We start from the raw sequence: 16783 nt of genomic DNA, 5'->3' as shown, positions 1-16783 counted from the left end.
CGGTGCGGATGTTTCGAAACGTCTGAGACGAGCTGCCGCGCCCACGACGTCGCGGGCGCGGCAGCAATGGCGGTCACATCAGGCGGCGATGAACTCGTTCCACTTGCGGACCATGTAGTCGTTCTCGTCCATGACGGCGTTCCAGCAGACGACGTTGCCCATGCGGTCCTCGTAGGAGCCGCCGTCGCGCACGGCGCCGGCCTTTTCCATCAGGGTGCCGTCGGGGGCCTTGATGTCGTTCTTCGCCGGCTTGCCTTCCATCCAGTAGCCCCACTCGTCCTCGGTCATGTTGGCCTTGGCGGTGGAGAGCACGGCCGAGTAGTAGCCCTGGCGGTTGAGATAGGCGCCGGCCCAGCCGGACAGGTACCAGTTGACGAACTCATAGGCCCAGTCGAGCTTCGGGCTGCCGCCCACCGCCTTGGAGACGCAGAAGCCCGAGGCCCAGGAGCGATAGCCTTCCTTGAGCGGCTGGAACACGCAGGGGATGCCCATCGAGCGCACCTTGGTGACGGCCGGCGACCACATCGACTGGATCACGGTCTCACCCGAGGCCATCAGGTTGACGGACTCGTTGAAGTCCTTCCAGAACGCGCGGAACTGGCCGGCCTTCTTGGCCTCGGTCAGCACCTTCATCGTCAGGTCGATCTCGGCCTTGGTCATGTTGCCCTTGTCGGCATATTTGTATTGGCCGGTCGCCTCGACGACGAGGGCGGCATCCATGATGCCAATCGAGGGAATGTTGAGGATCGAGGCCTTGCCCTTGAATTCGGGGTTGAGCAGCTCGGCCCAGGAGTTGATCGGGCGCTTGATCAGGTCGGGGCGGATGCCGAGCGTGTCGGCGTTGTAGACGGTCGGGATCAGCGTGACCCATTCGGTCGGGGTTGCCGAGAAGGTCTTGGAGTTTGCGCCGTCGAGATAGAGCACCTTCCAGGGCGCGGTGCCCTGGCCGCCGATCTTCTTGCCGTTCGGCAGCTCGCCCTTGGTGAAGACGGGCGTGATGTTGTCGAATTCCTTGATCTTGCGCGCGTCGAGCGGGAAGATGTTGCCCGACGGCACCAGCTTCTTGAGCGAGAAATATTCGGTGTCGAGCACGTCGAAGGAGTTCGGCTGGGTGATGACGCGCTTGGTGACGTCGTCGGTCGTCGCCGTGATGTATTCGATCTTGATGCCGGTGTCGGCGAGGCACTTCTTGGAGATCTCGTCGCCCTCGTTCACGGCGGTGCCGAGATAGCGCAGCACCTTGGCGTCGGCGGCGTGGACGTAGGGCGCGCTGAGCAGCGTGCCGGAGCCGGCGAGACCGGCAACGCCCGCCGCGCCCTTGAGCAGCGAGCGGCGGCTGATGGATGTCGTCTTCGATCGATCAGTCATGATCATCTCCTTGGGAAAGAACGAGCAAACGAAAATCAGGTGACCAGCTCCGCAGCCGGAGCGGCTGCGGCAGGGCGGGGCGTCAGTGCGTCAGCGAAGGCCATGTTCCAGGTGACGACGACGCGCTCGCCGATGCTGTGGGTCTGTGCATCGAACTGATCGTCGCTGAGCTGCGCCGAGATCTCGGGGCCACCGTCGGTCGCGACCGCGACCAGCACATAGGTGCCCTGATATTCGATCTTGCTGATGGTGCCGGGCACCATCGGGCCGTCGATCGCCGCATTCGGCGCCTTGAGCTGGATGCGGTCGACGCGCACGGCGAAGGTCTCGCCGTTCAGCGGGATCACGTTGTGGCCGCCGATGAAGCGGGCGGCGAATTCGGTGCGCGGATGATTGAAGATGTCGCGCGGGCTGCCCTGCTGCTCGATGCGGCCGCCATTCATCAGCACCACGAGGTCGGACAGCGCCATGGCCTCGTCCTGGCCATGGGTGACGTGAACGAAGGTGAGCCCGAGCTCGCGCTGCAGTCGCTTCAGCTCGGCGCGCATGCGCAGGCGCAGGAACGGGTCGAGCGCCGACAGCGGCTCGTCGAGCAGCAGGATCTGCGGCGAGGTGATCAGCGCACGGGCCAGCGCCACGCGCTGCTGCTGGCCGCCGGAAAGCTGCGCCGGCAGGCGGCCAGCATAGCTCTGCATGTCCACCAGCTCGAGCAGCTCGCGTGCCTTGGCGTGGCGCTCGGGCTTGGACACGCCTTTCATCTTCAATGCAAACGCGACGTTGTCGATCACCGACAGATGCGGAAACAGCGCATAGGACTGGAACATCATCGCGGTGCCGCGTCCTGCGGGCGGCAGCTCGGTCACGTTCCTGGCGCCGACGATGATGTCGCCCGACGTCGCGGATTCGTGGCCGGCGATCATGCGCAGGGTGGAGGTCTTGCCGCAGCCGGACGGGCCGAGCAGACAGCAATAGGAGCCGGCGGGAATCCGCAGGTCGATTGCGTCGACGGCGGTGACGTGACCGTACATCTTCGTCACCTTCACCAGTTCCAAGCTCGCGCCCGCCGCCATCCGCCCTCCGTCGTCCTGTCCCGTGTCGGTCATGATCGCAGCTCGCTCCGTCGGGCGCCCGCGATCCGGCCCGTCTGATGTCTGCAACGGATATGCCAAGGGTCGCCGTGGGCGCGGAGCAGCGCGTGAAGATTGCGCGCTGGATGAGATGCGTATGCAACGCTCGAAAGGGCATTCCCCGGTCCCGGCGTCAGTCCGCTCAGATGGGCCGCCGATCCGGCCAAACAGCCGCGCCCACGCCGATGTGGAGGCATTTTGCCCTGTCCTTTCGTGCTCCGGGCGTGCTCAGCGATAGGCTACAATCGATGGTGGAAGAGCGGGGCGCATCCTCGCGCCGCGGCAGCGATGAGCTGCCGGTGTTGTCCTTGCTCGACCGATCCGTCCCTGATTGCTGCCGAAGTCGCACTTTGCCTGAATATTAGGCATCGTTGTCCTCCCGAGGCAAGGCAGCTTGATGAGCGACAAGGCGGCGCAGGCTACCTCGCATGCAGGCCGGGCTGGCGGGACGCTAGATCCGCCGTGCCCGCGATCTCGCCTGCGCGGCGGCCACCAGCATGCGCTCGGCAATGCCGCGCAGCTCGCTGACCGCGATCGGATCAGAGGCGGCGAACGCGTCATAGGAGTCGGCTGCGATCGGAAACCAGCGATAGAAGCAGGCCTCCTCGTAGAGCACCCGGACAGCGGCATCGATTTCGGCCGGCGTTGTTGCGAAATATTGCATGCCCATCCATCCGCCGGCGGATCAGTGATGATCGTTGTGATCGGGCAGGGTGAGGCCGAAGACTTTGACCAGATCGTCGACCTGCTGCGGCGAAAGATGACGCGGGTTGAGCCCGCGCAGCAGCAGATAGAGCTTTGCGGTCTCCTCGAGCTCCTCCATCGCGAACACGGCGGCTTCCAGCGTGTCACCGGACACGACGGGCCCGTGATTTGCGAGCAGCACCGAGGCGTATTTGCCGGCGAGACCCTTGATGGCATCGGCTACCGCGGAATCGCCCGGACGATGATAGGGCACCAGCGCGGTCTGGCCGCAGCGCATCAAGTAATAAGGTGTCAGCGGCGGCAGCGCTGCGCGCGGATCGATCTCCGGCAGCATCGAGATCGCGACCGAATGGGTCGAGTGCAGATGCACGACGGCGCGCGCGGCGTCGCGCGTCTGGTACAGCGCCGTGTGCAGCGGCACCTCCTTGGTCGGTGCATCGCCCGAGACCAGTCGCCCTTCGGCATCGAGCCGCGACAAACGGGCCGGATCGAGGAAGCCGAGCGAGGCATTGGTCGGCGTCACCAGCCAGCCGCCATCATCGAGCCGCACGCTGATGTTGCCGGACGAGCCCGGCGTCAGTCCGCGCTCGAACAGCGAGCGGCCGAACCGGCAGATGGCCTCGCGAATCGCAGTTTCCGCCACGGGTCTTTCCTCGCATGTCGCTGTTTTGCCGCTTTGTCTCACGCTTTGGCAACGCGGCCAAGCCGTGATACCCAGGGTGCAGTCCGGGGCAACCGGACATTCTCCGGGAAACGCTTCAGGGATCTGCCGCATGCCGTCGCCATCGCAATTGAACGTCGCCGTGATCGGGCTTGGCTCGATGGGATTCGGCATGGCGACCTCGCTGAAGCGCGCAGGCTTCGAGGTGACCGGATGCGACGTCTCGGCGGACGCGGTGGCGCGTTTCGTGGCCGACGGCGGCAAGGGCGCGACGACTCCCGCCGAGGCGGCTGATGGCGCCGATATCGTGGTCAGCGTCGTGGTCAATGCGGCGCAGACGGAAGCCATCCTGTTCGGCCCGGGCGGTGCTGCCGAAACCATGCCGAAGGACGCCGTGTTCGTCTCCTCCGCGACCATGGATCCTGACGTTGCGCGGCGGCTGGCGAAGCAGCTCGAAGCCACCGGCCGGCACTACCTCGACGCGCCGATCTCCGGCGGCGCGCAGCGCGCCGCGCAAGGCGAGCTGACGATCCTGGCCTCGGGCAGCGCGGCGGCGTTTGCCAAGGCGCGGCCGGCGCTCGATGCGATGGCGGCCAAGCTCTATGAGCTCGGCGATGCCGCCGGGCAGGGCGCTGCGTTCAAGATGATCAACCAGCTTCTCGCCGGCGTTCACATCGCTGCCGCCAGCGAGGCCATCGCCTTCGCCGCCAAGCAGGGTCTCGATATCAGAAAGGTCTATGAGGTCATCACCGCCTCGGCCGGCAATTCCTGGATGTTCGAGAACCGCATGCCGCACGTGCTCGACGGCGACTACACGCCGCGCAGCGCGGTCGAGATCTTCGTCAAGGACCTCGGCATCATCCAGGACATGGCACGCAGCCATCGTTTTCCGGTGCCGGTCTCGGCCGCCGCGCTGCAGATGTTCCTGATGACGTCGGCCGCCGGCATGGGCCGCGACGACGACGCCTCTGTGGCGCGGATGTATGCGCAGGTCACCGGCACGACGCTGCCGGGCCCCTCCAAGTAGCAGCACGACGAGTCTTCACGCCATGCCCCGCTTCGCCGCCAATCTCTCGATGATGTTCACCGAGCATCCGTTCCTCGACCGCTTCGCGGCCGCCGCCAAGGCCGGCTTCACTGCGGTCGAATTCCTGTTTCCGTATGACCATCCGGCCGAGGAGGTCGGCCAACGGCTGCACGGCAACGGCCTGACCCAGGCGCTGTTCAACCTGCCGCCCGGCAATTGGGATGCCGGCGAGAGGGGCTTTGCGGCGCTGCCGGAGCGCTTCGACGATCTGAAGGCGAGCCTCGAGACCGCGCTGCCCTATGCCATGGCGACCGGCGTGAAGCGGCTGCACATGATGGCGGGGATCGCCGAGCGCAGCGATCCGAAGGCGGTGGAGGCGTACTACAAATCGGTCGCATGGGCGGCCGAGTTCTTCGCGCCCCACGGCCTCGACGTCGTGATCGAGCCGATCAATCCGCGCAACGTGCCCGGCTACTTCCTCAACGATTTCGGCTTCGCCCGCGATCTGGTCCGCGAGCTGAAGATTCCGAACCTGAAGCTGCAGTTCGACATCTATCATTGCCAGATCATCCATGGCGACGTCACGATGCGGCTGCGCGAGATGATGGACATCATCGGCCACATCCAGATCGCCAGCATTCCCTCGCGCAACGAGCCCGACGGCGAGGAGCTCAACTATCCGTTCCTGTTCGCGGAACTTGACCGGCTCGGCTATGCCGGCTTCGTCGGCTGCGAGTACAATCCGCGCGGCCGCACCGAGGACGGGCTCGGCTGGTTCGCGCCCTACAAGGGAGTGAAGCCGTGAGCCTGAAGCTCGGCTGCATCGCCGATGACTACACCGGCGCCTCCGATCTCGCCAACACCCTGACCCGCGCCGGCCTGCGCACGGTGCAGACCATCGGCGTACCGGCTGATGACCTCACGCTGCCCGAGGTCGATGCCGTCGTGGTGTCGCTGAAGAGCCGCTCGATCGAGGCGTCGCTTGCCGTGGCCCGCTCACGCGAGGCCGACACATGGCTGCGCGCACGAGGCGCCGACCACGTGCTGTTCAAGATCTGCTCGACGTTCGATTCCACCGACGCCGGCAATATCGGTCCTGTCATGGACGCGCTGGCGGGCGATGCCGGTGAAACGATCGTGCTGGTGACGCCGGCGTTCCCGGAAACCAGGCGGACCGTCTATCAGGGCAACCTGTTCGTCGGCGGCGTGCCGCTCAATGAGAGCCCGCTCAAGGATCATCCGCTCAACCCGATGCATGACGCCAATCTGGTGCGCGTGCTCGGCCGGCAGAGCCGACGGAAGATCGGTCTGGTCGATCTCGCCACCGTGGTGCATGGGCCCGAGGCGATCGGCCGCCGGCTGCAGGAACTGGCCGGGCAGGGCATGGGTGCCGCGATCGTCGACGCCGTGTTCGATGCGGACCTGACCGCGATCGGTGCGGCCGCCTTGAAGAGCCGGGTCTCCGTCGGCGCGTCCGGCATCGGGCTCGGTCTGGCGCGCGCTTTGGTCGAGGCCGGGCGCGTGCATTCCCACGGCTTGGCGCATCACGCCGATGCCCCCGTCGGCGGCTTGGCCGCCTGCCTCGCCGGCAGCTGCTCGCAGGCGACGTTGCAGCAGATCGCGCAGGCCGAGACCATCATGCCGGTGCTGCATCTCGATGCGGCGGGTCTGGTCGCCGGTCCGGACGAGGCGCAGCGCGCGCTCGCCTGGGCGCGTGAGCGCATCGCCAAGGGGCCCGTGCTGATTGCCTCCAGCGCGACGCCGGATCAGGTCAGCGCGCTGCAATCCAGGCACGGCCGCGAGGCGGCAGGGCACGCGATCGAGCAGGCGATGGCCGATCTCGCCGAGGGGCTGATCCAGGCCGGCGTCCGGCGGTTGATCGTCGCCGGCGGCGAGACCTCGGGCGCTGTCGTTGACCGGCTGGGGATTCCGGGCTTCCTCGTCGGTCCGGAGATCGCGGCCGGCGTGCCCGTGCTTCGCACGATCGGCGCCGACGCAGGCGACATGCTGCTGGCGCTGAAGTCCGGCAATTTCGGCGGGCCGCAGTTTTTCGCCGACGCGCTCGGGCTGATGCGCTAACTGCGCGTCAGCCGACTCCCGGCTGCGTCGGCCCGTGCCGGATTTTGGAACGACGTGCTTGGCCTCGGTCCCGATCTCATCATCTGCTTAGTTTGTGAGCCGTCGCTCGGCGCGGCAGCGCCGTCGTGCCGCCATAAGCATCGGGACGCACACTGAAAAAGCAGAAGTTTTTTGCGTGTAATGCCCGATAACTCCCGTAAATTAACGGTCTCTAGGGACCTCACCGCTATACCTCCAGTACGGACCGTCGCGTGACGCGTCCCTCTGTGGGTAGGGCAATGAAACTGAATCGGATCGGCTACAAACTCGGGCTCGCTGGCGCCATCGGCGCATCTCTCGCCGTCGGCATGATCGCTAACCAGTTGATGGCGGAAAGAGCGGTCAACCACGCCAATCAGCAGGCCGAGCGCGCGCGGCGCGTCGTCGAGAGCGTGCTGTCGGCCAGCATCAACATGCAGCAGACCCAGCTCGGTGGCCGTTCGGCGCGGCTGGCGCGTGCGCCGGCCGAGGCAGAGAAGGCAGCCGCCGACATTCAGCAGTTCTCGACCGGGATGGTGACCGACATCGACGCCGCGCTCGCCAACGTGTCGACCGCCGACAATCGCGCCCGGCTGACCCGGATCAAGGAGCTGATGACGAGCTATGCCGCGGGAGCGGTCGATCTCGCCGAGGCGCAGAAGAAGTTGCTGACGCAGATCGAAAAGCGCAGTGCTGTCTCCAACGACTGGAACACCAGCCTGAAGGCTCTGCTCGCCTCGCCGTCGCTGCCGAAGCTCGCCTTCCGCGAGCGGGTCGAGCGCCAGCTTCACGCTGCCGATGCCAAGTTGAACTACATGCGGTCGCAGGCCTGGCGGTTCGGTATGACTGGCGATGCCGCGACGATCCTGACGGTGAAGCAGACGGTGCCGGGGCTGAAGAGCTCGCTGACCGATGCCCGCATGCTGGCCGACGACCGCGAGATCCAGGCCACGATCACCAAGCTCAATGGCCTCGCCTCGGACTTCGTCGCCGCGAACGACGAGGTGGTGAAGACCGAGGGGATCAAGGAGGCCGTGCTGCGCGACCGCACGCTCATCTATCTCGGCGAGGCCGGCGAGCTGATGTCCTCTGCGATCCAGGACGCGCGCGCGCGCAACGCGAGCGCGCGGTTCGAGGCAGACCAGGTCGCCGCGCAGGCGAGCTATATCACGCTGTTTGTCGGATTGGCGGTTCTGTTGTCGGTGATCGGTTCGGTCGTGTTCTCGTTCCTCGGGATCGCGCGGCCGTTGACGCGGCTGAACGCGGCGCTCGGCGAGATGGCGCGCGGCCGGCTCGACATCGCCATTCCCGGCGCATCGCGGGGTGACGAAATCGGCGATCTCGCCAAGACCGTAACGGTGATCCGTGGCAATGCGGAGGAGAAGGCGCGCGCCGAGGCCGAGGAAAAGAGCGCGCAGGACGCGATCACGGCGCGCCAGCGCAAGGCCGACATGCAGCGGCTGGCCGAGCAGTTCGAAGCCGCGGTCGGCGAGATCGTGAACACCGTCTCGTCGGCCTCGAGCCAGCTCGAGCAGTCCGCCACCACGCTGACCCAGGCCGCGACGCGCTCGCAAGGCTTGACGACGGCGGTTGCGTCCGCCTCGGAGGAAGCCACGACCAACGTCCAGTCGGTGGCGTCTGCGACCGAGCAGATGGCCTCGTCGGTCACCGAGATCAGCCGCCAGGTGCAGGAATCGGCGCGCATCGCCAACGACGCCGTCGGCCAGGCCCGCACCACGACCGGGCGCGTCAGCGAGCTGTCCAAGGCTGCCACCCGCATCGGCGATGTCGTCGAACTGATCAACACGATTGCCGGCCAGACCAACCTGCTGGCGCTCAACGCCACCATCGAGGCCGCACGCGCCGGCGACGCCGGCCGCGGCTTCGCGGTCGTCGCCTCGGAGGTCAAGGCGCTGGCGGAGCAGACCGCGAGGGCGACTGGCGAGATCGGCCAGCAGATCTCGAGCATCCAGGTCGCAACGCAGGAGTCGGTCAGCGCGATCAAGGAGATCTCCTCCACGATCGAGAAGCTGTCGGAAATCTCCTCGACCATCGCAGCCGCCGTCGAAGAGCAGGGCGCGGCGACGCAGGAGATCTCGCGCAACGTCCAGCAGGCGGCGCATGGCACGCAGCAGGTCTCGTCCAACATCGCCGACGTCGAGCGCGGTGCGGCCGAGACCGGGTCGGCCTCGGCCCAGGTGCTCTCAGCGGCACAGGCGCTGTCCGGCGACAGCAACCGTCTCAAGCAGGAGGTCGCGAGCTTCCTCGGTTCGGTGCGGGCGGCGTAACGCCGAGACGCGGAAGCGGCCAACTCGGATTGCGCAGGGGATTAAACGGCCGGAGCATCGAACGCTCCGGCCTTTTGCGTTGTCTCGCGTTGCATCGACGCCGGCAAACTAACCTGCGTAGTCAATCTGCGTTTTTAACTTGTGTTAAGAATCGGCGCGTAGGGTCTGGACGTTCGCGGCCAACGCGCAGTCGAGTCCCACGGGCAGACGGCGCTTCTCTGGTTCGGTCGCATGGCACGAGACGACGCGTCGCACGGCAAGCCGGAGCGCGTTACCGATCTGGACGGGCAACGATCAGTTTTCGATCGTTGCTCCGTATTTGCACGGACATCGTCTTAACCAGACTTAATATTGGGTTCCGTAGCTTCCACGCGTGGGCTGCGGGCCCGTTTGCGTGACGACGAGGGCGAGCCCCCCGACCGTCGACGTGATCTGTCCCCGAGCGCCCCAAGCATGAGTCGCGCCCGTGGAGACTGACATGTCGTTTGCAATGCCTCATCGCCTCAAGCTCACCATCGGGATCAAGATCTACGCCCTGATCGGTCTGAGCTTCCTCGGTCTGATCGGCCTGACTGCCTTCAATTCCCGTGAGCTCGCTGCCGGCCTCAAGCAGCAGAAGCAGCTCGAGCTGCGGCATCTGACCGAGCTCGCGCTCGCCATCTTCGCCGAGGAGCATGCTGCCGCGCAGAAGGGGACGATCTCGGTCGCCGACGCGCAGAAGCGCGCTCTGGAGCGCGCCTCCCAGCTCCGCTATGGCGGCAACGAGTATTTCTTCGTCACGGACATGACCGCGAAGATGCTGATGCATCCGATCTCGACCAAGCTGATCGGGCAGGACGTCGCGGACATGAAGGATCCGAACGGCAAGAAGCTGTTCCAAGAGATGATCGACGTGGTTCGCCAGCATGGCCGCGGCTTCGTCGACTACGATTGGCCGAAGCCCGGCTCCGAGACGCCGCAGCCCAAGCTCACCCATGTCGCAGGCTTCGCACCCTGGAATTGGCTGGTCGGGACCGGCGTCTATATCGATGACCTCTCGGCTCAGGCCTGGGCCTCGACGCGGCAGTCGTTGATGGCGGCCGGGATCGTGCTGCTGATCCTGCTCGTCGTGTCGACGCTCGTCGGGCGCGGCATCACCAGCCCTCTGCATCGCATGACCAGCGCGATGAAGAGCCTCGCCGGCGGCCGTCTCGACGTCGAGGTCCCCGGCGTAGGACGCGGCGACGAGATCGGCGAGATGGCCGGCGCCGTCGAGGTGTTCAAGAGCAATGCGGTCGCACGTCACGCGCTGGAAGCGGAGCAGAAGGAAGCCGAGCAGCGGGCGCTGGCCCGCCGCAAGGCCGACATGCACAAGATGGCCGACGACTTCGAAAGCGCCGTTGGCGAGATCGTCGAGACGGTCTCGTCGGCTTCGTCCAGACTGGAAGTCTCGGCGGATACCTTGAGCAAGACGGCGGTCCGCGCCGGCGAGCTCGCAACCACGGTGGCGGCTGCGTCGGAGGAAGCGTCGACCAACGTGCAATCCGTCGCCTCGGCCACCGAGGAGATGACGTCCTCGGTCACCGAGATCGGCCGCCAGGTGCATGAATCGGCGCGCATGGCCAACGAAGCGGTCGAGCAGGCGAAGAAGACCAACGAGCGGGTGAGCGAGCTGTCGCGCGCGGCGAGCCGCATCGGCGACGTGGTCGAGCTGATCAACAGCATTGCCGGGCAGACCAATCTGCTGGCGCTGAACGCCACGATCGAGGCGGCGCGTGCCGGCGAGGCGGGGCGGGGCTTCGCCGTGGTCGCCGCCGAGGTCAAGGCGCTGGCGGAGCAGACCGCCAAGGCGACCGATGAGATCGGCCAGCAGGTGGCCGGCATCCAGGCGGCGACACAGGAATCGGTTGCGGCGATCAGGCTGATCTCCGGCAGCATCGAGCGGCTGTCGGAGGTTTCCTCGACGATTGCAGCCGCTGTCGAAGAGCAGAACGCCGCGACCAAGGAGATCTCGCGCAACGTGCAGCAGGCGGCGCACGGCACGCAGCAGGTCTCCGTCAACATCACCGACGTGCAGCGCGGCGCCACCGAGACCGGCTCGGCCTCGACCCAGGTGCTGGAGGCGGCCCAGGGGCTGTCGACAGACAGCAACCGCCTCAAGCGCGAGGTCAGCCGCTTCCTGCAGACGGTCCGCGCGGCCTGACAGGCCCGCGGCAACCTCATCAGCTCAATCAACGATCCGACCAGCGTGTCTCAACGAGTTCAAATCCCGTCATGATGGCCTTCCTTGACCTCCGGCCCCGCCACGAGGTGGTGAACCGGATGCGATCGCTCGCGACTTCCTCGGTGATCATCCTCACCCTCATGCTCACGACCTCGGTCGGTGCCGCGCCCGGCGACAACCTCGCCGTCGTGCGCGACCTCGGCGGCAGGATCGGTCCCGCCATCGGAGCGGCCCTTGCCTGCAGCGAGATCCCTCGGCCGCGGATCCAGGCCATCATCGGCAAGTTTCAGGCCGTCATCCGGGAGGCGTCGAGCGACGACGGCGATCGCAACGAGCTGACGCGCGAGTTCGACCGCTCCATCGCCGACGGTCGCGCGGCCGTGGCGAGTGGCCGCCAGGACTGCCGGCGGGCCGAGCTTCAGCTCGCAGACATCGAGCGATCGATCGGCGCGCCCGCAACGGCGGCCGGCGCGCTGCCGGACTCTGCGCCCTCCATCGCTGCGGCTGGTGCGACGAGCGCCGTGCCTGCTCCATCGGTTCGCGGCGTCACGGAGCGCGACATCACGTTCGGCAGCGTCTTGCCACTGTCGGGCGCGAACAAGGAATCGGGCCGGCTGCTCAAGGTCGGCATCGAAGCCGCCTTCAACCGCGCCAACGACGCCGGCGGGGTCAATGGCCGGATGCTCAAGCTCGTCGTCGCCGATGACGGCTATGATCCGAACCGCACGCTCGACGCCATGAAGCAGCTCTACGAAAAGGAGCGCGTGTTCGGCTTCGTCGGCAGTTTCGGGACCGCGACGGCGGCCGTCGCGATCCCATATTCGCTCGAGCGCCGGATGCTGTTCTTCAGCCCCTATACCGGTGCGAACGTCTCGCGCCACGATCCGCCGGACCGCTACGTCTTCAACTATCGTCCGAGCTATTCGGAAGAAGCCGATGCGCTGGTCCGTTACCTGGTGAAGCTGCGCCGCGTGCCGCCACGCCAGATTGCGCTGTTCGCGCAGGACGATTCGTTCGGCGATGCAGGCTTTGCCGGCGTGGCAAAGGCGTTTCGCGTCCTCGGCCTCAGCGACGCCGCGATCCTGCGCGTCAACTACACCCGCAACACCGTCGATGTGGAGCCGGCGATCAACCAGCTCAAGGCCCAGAAGGTGCCCGTCCGCGCGGTCATCATGGTCGCGACCTCGCGCGCGGCGGCGAAGTTCATCGAAAAGGCGCGCGACGCGCTTCCCGGCGTCCTCTTCGTCAATGTGTCGGCGGTCGGCGCATCGGCGCTTGCCAATGAGCTCATGCTGCTCGGTTCGCGCTACGCGGCCGGGGTCGTCGTGACCCAGACCGTTCCCGCCGTCTCCGGCTATTCGAGCGTGGTGCTCGACTACAAGGCCGCGCTGGCTCGACACTTCCCCGGCGAACCGCCGGACTACACCTCGCTCGAGGGCTACATCGAGGCGAGTATCCTGGTTCAGGCCCTGAAGCAGGCCGGTCCGCAGCTCGATACCGAGCGGCTGATCGATACGCTGGAGTCGATGCGCAACATCGATCTCGGTCTTGGCGCCTCGCTCAACTTCGGCCCCGCCGAACATCAGGCCTCGCACAAGATCTGGGGCACGGCGCTCGACGAGACCGGCGCCTATCAGCCGATCGAGCTGGAATGACGCGGCTATCGCCGGGGTGCAGCGCGGCTCCGGCGAGACCGGCTCGGCGTCGTCCCAGGTGCTCTCGGCGGCGCAAATGCTGTCCGGCGACAGCAACCGACTGAAGCTCGAGGTTGGACGTTTCCTGGACACCGTGCGCGCAGCCTGATTCCGGCGCGCAGATCCCGACCAGACCAGGGCGTGGCCGCGAGGCCGCGCCCTTTTTTCGTGGGCCGGTCGGCGCGGATGGCGGGCGAGGCAGCCGGCCAGGCGCGCGGGACCACCGATCGCCTCGGCGGGCTGTCGAAGGCCGCGACCCGCATCGGCAAAATCGTCGAGCCGATCAATATCACCGCCGGCCGAACCAACCTGCTGGCGCTCTTGCGCTTCCTGCAAACGGTTCGCACCGATTGATCCAGTTTCCTGCATCAACGGCGGCAACATGGTTGGGCCGTTCTGTCTGGCTCGTATCGAGGAGACACGCCGGCGACAGGTCTTGTGAGATTGCGGCCGTCCGTGAACGGGGTCCAGCGACCCGTATTTCAACGGTTGCGGCATTTTATCTTAGGTTAATCGGCGACTGCGACAATCGACGCATCGTTTGCAGCAAAATTAGTCATGCCGATGCCGGCATGACTCGCGGCCATCATCGTCGATTGAAAGACTCGCCATGCGTAAGAATTTGCCCGTCACCAACGTCGAGTATCCGATCACGGATGACACGCTGATCGTGTCCAAGACCGACACGAAGGGCAAGTTGACCTTCTTCAACCAGGATTTTGTCGATGCGGCCGGCTTCACCGAAGCCGAGCTGATGGGGCAGCCGCACAACATCGTGCGTCATCCGGACATGCCGCCTGAAGCTTTCGACAATCTCTGGACCACGCTCAAGGCCGGCCGTCCCTGGGTCGGAGCGGTCAAGAACCGCCGCAAGAACGGCGACTATTACTGGGTGCTGGCGACGGCGTCGCCGATCTGCAAAGACGGCCAAGTCGTCGGCTACACCTCGGTGCGCACCAAGCTGCCCGCCGACCAGCGCGCAGAGGCCGAGCAGGTCTATGCGGCGATCCGCGAAAAGCGGCCACATGGTTACAAGATCGACGACGGCATCGTCCGCCGCCGCTCGGTGTTCGACCATCTCTCGATGTTCACCGGCACGATCGCGGCAAGGCTGCGAACGCTGGTCGGATTGCAGACGCTGTTCCTGCTCGTGCTTGGTGTCATCTCGTTCGGGGAGGGCGGGCTCGCCGGAATGACCGCCGTGGTGATTGCTGCTACCGGTGTCGTGCTGTGTGGCCTGGTCGGGCTGCGCACAATGAACGTGATCGTGGCGCCGCTCGATCATGTGAACGAGACGATGGAAAGCATCACCCAGGGCAAGCTCGACACCCGCATGCACATCGAGCGCGACGACGAGATCGGCCGCGCCTTGCGTAACCTGCAGACCGTCCAGACGATGGTGCGGTTCAACGCCAGGGAGCTCGGTGAGCAGGAGCGGCGAGCAGCCGCCTCGCGCAAGCGGGAGATGTCGGAGCTCGCCAACAGTTTCGAAGGCGCCATCGGCAACATCGTCAATACGGTGTCCTCGGCCTCCAGCGAGCTCGAGAGCTCGGCCAACTCGCTGTCGAGCACCGCCGTGCGAGGGCAGGAGCTTTCCACCACCGTCGCCGCGGCCTCCGAAGAGGCGTCGGCCAATGTTCAGGCCGTCGCCTCGGCGACCGAGGAACTCACTTCGTCGGTCCGTGAGATCAGCCGCCAGGTGCAGGAGTCCGCGCGCATCGCCTCCGATGCGGTCGAGCAGGCACGCCGCACCAATGATCGTGTCGGCGAGCTGTCGAAGGCGGCGACCCGCATTGGCGACGTCGTCGAACTGATCAACACGATCGCCGGGCAGACCAATCTGCTGGCGCTCAATGCCACGATCGAGGCCGCGCGGGCGGGCGAAGCCGGCCGCGGCTTTGCCGTCGTCGCCTCCGAGGTCAAGGCGCTGGCCGAACAGACCGCCAAGGCGACCGGCGAGATCGGCCAACAGATTTCTGGCATCCAGGGGGCCACGCAGGAGTCGGTCGGCGCCATCAGGGAGATCTCGACGACGATCGAGCGGCTGTCGGAGATCGCCGCGACGGTGGCGGCCGCGGTCGAGGAGCAGGGCGCAGCAACCGCCGAGATCTCGCGCAACATCCAGCACGCCGCCGCAGGTACACAGCAGGTGTCCGCCAACATTTCCAATGTCCAGCGCGGCGCCAGCGAGACCGGCGACACCTCGGGGCAGGTGCTCAGCGCCGCGCGCCAGCTCTCCGGTGATAGCCAGCGTCTCAAGCTGGAGGTCAGCCGCTTCCTGCAATCGGTTCGCGCCGCCTGACCCAAGACAGTGACGAAGCGGAGGACAGCGGCCGAGATTGGCCGCTGTCGCATCCGATAGTCGAACGACACAGCCCTAACGATAGCCGCGGACAGAGCCGACGATGCCCCCGCGAACCACGTCGACGCTCATGCGTGCGCCGTTCGTCAGGCGGCGCCCCGCTCGACCGGATCATCCCCCACCGTTGCAGACTCCCCACACCTGATGCCCCGGCCAGAAAGGCCGTTGTCGCGCCATAATCCCGCTAAGGTGCGGAGATTAACTTGTGTTAGGCATTTATTCAACCGACGGTATATTTGAGTGGCAGGCAATGTGATTGCGGGTGGTTTTTCGCGAAGGACCCTGGTGCTATCGGCCGCGACGGCCGCGGCTGCTTTGGGTCTCGATGCGGGACTAGCCGTCGTTGCCGCCAAGCCGCACCGCCGCACTGAGGATCCCGCACGCGGCTATCGCCGGATCACGATCGGCGAGGCGGAGGTGATCGCCCTCTACGACGGCGTGTGGGAAAAGCCGCACGAGGCCGGCTTCATCAGCAATGCCAGCATCAGCGACGTGAAGGACGCACTGCGCGCCGCTGGTCTGAGCCCAGCCTTCGTCCCGGTCCCGATCTCCACCTTCGTGGTGCGGCTGAAGGGCAAGACGGTGCTCTGCGATGCCGGCGGCGGTGGTCAGGTGCAGGGCTACAATTCCGACTCGATCTTCGTTTCGGGTCGCATGCTGGACAATCTGAAAGCAGCCGGCATTCGCCCGGAAGACATCGACACCATCCTGATCTCGCACTTCCATCCCGATCATATCTTCGGCCTGCTCGGCGAGAACACCGACGCGCCGGTGTTTCCCACCGCCGAGATCATCGTGGCTGCGGCCGAGTACAAATTCTGGACCGATGCATCTCTGACCAGCCGGCTGCCGCCGTGGCGGCAGGCGCTGGCGCGCCGCATCCAGAGCGTGATCCCGGGCTGGAAGAACGTGCTGCCGGTCGAGGGCGAGGACGAGGTGGTGCCCGGCATCCGCTTCGTCAGCGTCCCCGGTCATACCCCGGGGCACACCGCGTTTCATCTCGGCTCCGGAGCGGAGCAACTGATGATCTCCGGCGACACCGCCTATGTGCCGGCGTTGTGCCTGCGCCATCCGGAATGGCACGGCGCCTATGACCAGGACGGCGCGGCTGCCGAGGTCAGCCGGCGCAGATTGCTCGATCGTATCGTTGCAGAAAAGATGTTGGTTTGTGGATCTCATTTTCCGTGGGCCGCGTTCGGTCGGCTCACCCGCGATGGCGCCCATTATGCGCTCGACCTGCTCCCCGCGTGA

Annotated in this window: 14 protein-coding genes; 10 read left to right on the top strand and 4 right to left on the bottom strand. The window is 66.1% G+C overall.

Going from position 1 to position 16783, the window contains the following annotated elements; translation table 11 throughout:
- Window positions 1–78: 78 nt before the first annotated feature.
- From ACQR13_RS10035 to otnC, 4 genes are all read right to left on the bottom strand, one after another.
- Window positions 79–1368: an ABC transporter substrate-binding protein gene (locus tag ACQR13_RS10035; protein WP_315714958.1), complete on the bottom strand. Its 1290-nt coding sequence runs from the start codon at window positions 1366–1368 to the stop codon at window positions 79–81.
- Between the two features lie 35 nt (window positions 1369–1403).
- Window positions 1404–2438, bottom strand: a complete 1035-nt coding sequence (locus ACQR13_RS10030) for an ABC transporter ATP-binding protein (protein WP_316185385.1) — start codon at window positions 2436–2438, stop codon at window positions 1404–1406.
- 508 nt (window positions 2439–2946) lie between these two features.
- Window positions 2947–3159 carry a hypothetical protein gene (locus tag ACQR13_RS10025; protein WP_316185170.1) on the bottom strand — a complete coding sequence of 71 codons (213 nt, stop codon included), beginning with the start codon at window positions 3157–3159 and terminating at the stop codon, window positions 2947–2949.
- A 21-nt stretch (window positions 3160–3180) separates the two neighbouring features.
- The gene (otnC, locus tag ACQR13_RS10020) at window positions 3181–3843 is read right to left on the bottom strand and encodes a 3-oxo-tetronate 4-phosphate decarboxylase (RefSeq protein WP_316185171.1); all 663 of its coding nucleotides are present in this window, start codon (window positions 3841–3843) and stop codon (window positions 3181–3183) included.
- 130 nt (window positions 3844–3973) lie between these two features.
- On the opposite strand from otnC, the gene ltnD reads away from it, so the two are divergent.
- The 10 genes from ltnD to ACQR13_RS09970 all read left to right on the top strand — a co-directional run bounded on the left by ltnD (window position 3974) and on the right by ACQR13_RS09970 (window position 16783).
- Window positions 3974–4888, top strand: coding sequence for an L-threonate dehydrogenase (gene ltnD, locus ACQR13_RS10015; RefSeq protein WP_316188164.1), 915 nt, complete (start codon window positions 3974–3976; stop codon window positions 4886–4888).
- A gap of 22 nt (window positions 4889–4910) precedes the next feature.
- Window positions 4911–5693, top strand: coding sequence for a 2-oxo-tetronate isomerase (otnI, locus tag ACQR13_RS10010; RefSeq protein WP_434841571.1), 783 nt, complete (start codon window positions 4911–4913; stop codon window positions 5691–5693).
- Window positions 5690–6967, top strand: a complete 1278-nt coding sequence (otnK, locus tag ACQR13_RS10005) for a 3-oxo-tetronate kinase (protein ID WP_434862790.1) — start codon at window positions 5690–5692, stop codon at window positions 6965–6967. The genes otnI and otnK overlap by 4 nt, the downstream gene beginning before the upstream one ends.
- 278 nt (window positions 6968–7245) lie before the next feature.
- Window positions 7246–9273, top strand: coding sequence for a methyl-accepting chemotaxis protein (locus tag ACQR13_RS10000; RefSeq protein ID WP_315749165.1), 2028 nt, complete (start codon window positions 7246–7248; stop codon window positions 9271–9273).
- Between the two features lie 478 nt (window positions 9274–9751).
- Window positions 9752–11455, top strand: coding sequence for a methyl-accepting chemotaxis protein (locus ACQR13_RS09995; protein WP_315714951.1), 1704 nt, complete (start codon window positions 9752–9754; stop codon window positions 11453–11455).
- 119 nt (window positions 11456–11574) lie between these two features.
- Window positions 11575–13131: an ABC transporter substrate-binding protein gene (locus tag ACQR13_RS09990; protein WP_316194553.1), complete on the top strand. Its 1557-nt coding sequence runs from the start codon at window positions 11575–11577 to the stop codon at window positions 13129–13131.
- Window positions 13132–13147: 16 nt separating this feature from the next.
- A complete protein-coding gene (locus ACQR13_RS09985) occupies window positions 13148–13279 on the top strand; it encodes a hypothetical protein (RefSeq protein ID WP_409999235.1) in 132 nt (43 codons plus the stop codon).
- Window positions 13280–13356: 77 nt separating this feature from the next.
- Window positions 13357–13524: a hypothetical protein gene (locus ACQR13_RS09980; protein WP_409999222.1), complete on the top strand. Its 168-nt coding sequence runs from the start codon at window positions 13357–13359 to the stop codon at window positions 13522–13524.
- 256 nt (window positions 13525–13780) lie between these two features.
- Window positions 13781–15472, top strand: coding sequence for a methyl-accepting chemotaxis protein (locus ACQR13_RS09975; protein ID WP_315826370.1), 1692 nt, complete (start codon window positions 13781–13783; stop codon window positions 15470–15472).
- A 345-nt stretch (window positions 15473–15817) separates the two neighbouring features.
- Complete coding sequence (locus ACQR13_RS09970) at window positions 15818–16783, top strand: MBL fold metallo-hydrolase (protein ID WP_315714948.1); 966 nt, start codon at window positions 15818–15820, stop codon at window positions 16781–16783.

Origin of the sequence: Bradyrhizobium sp. HKCCYLRH3059 (genome assembly GCF_051168035.1) — a bacterium.
In the GTDB taxonomy this organism is placed as follows: domain Bacteria; phylum Pseudomonadota; class Alphaproteobacteria; order Rhizobiales; family Xanthobacteraceae; genus Bradyrhizobium.
Note: the sequence above shows the minus strand (reverse complement) of the source record. Positions and strands in the feature narration are given on the sequence as shown.

Excerpts from the sequence above, each read along its gene's own strand:
- ACQR13_RS09975 (WP_315826370.1), top strand. The coding sequence starts at position 13,781 with ATGCGTAAGAATTTGCCCGTCACCAACGTCGAGTATCCGATCACGGAT.
- ACQR13_RS09990 (WP_316194553.1), top strand. The coding sequence starts at position 11,575 with ATGCGATCGCTCGCGACTTCCTCGGTGATCATCCTCACCCTCATGCTC.
- ACQR13_RS10000 (WP_315749165.1), top strand. The coding sequence starts at position 7,246 with ATGAAACTGAATCGGATCGGCTACAAACTCGGGCTCGCTGGCGCCATC.
- ACQR13_RS10035 (WP_315714958.1), bottom strand. The coding sequence starts at position 1,368 with ATGACTGATCGATCGAAGACGACATCCATCAGCCGCCGCTCGCTGCTC.
- ACQR13_RS10030 (WP_316185385.1), bottom strand. The coding sequence starts at position 2,438 with ATGGCGGCGGGCGCGAGCTTGGAACTGGTGAAGGTGACGAAGATGTAC.
- ACQR13_RS09995 (WP_315714951.1), top strand. The coding sequence starts at position 9,752 with ATGTCGTTTGCAATGCCTCATCGCCTCAAGCTCACCATCGGGATCAAG.
- otnI (WP_434841571.1), top strand. The coding sequence starts at position 4,911 with ATGCCCCGCTTCGCCGCCAATCTCTCGATGATGTTCACCGAGCATCCG.
- ACQR13_RS09980 (WP_409999222.1), top strand. The coding sequence starts at position 13,357 with ATGGCGGGCGAGGCAGCCGGCCAGGCGCGCGGGACCACCGATCGCCTC.
- ACQR13_RS10025 (WP_316185170.1), bottom strand. The coding sequence starts at position 3,159 with ATGCAATATTTCGCAACAACGCCGGCCGAAATCGATGCCGCTGTCCGG.
- ltnD (WP_316188164.1), top strand. The coding sequence starts at position 3,974 with ATGCCGTCGCCATCGCAATTGAACGTCGCCGTGATCGGGCTTGGCTCG.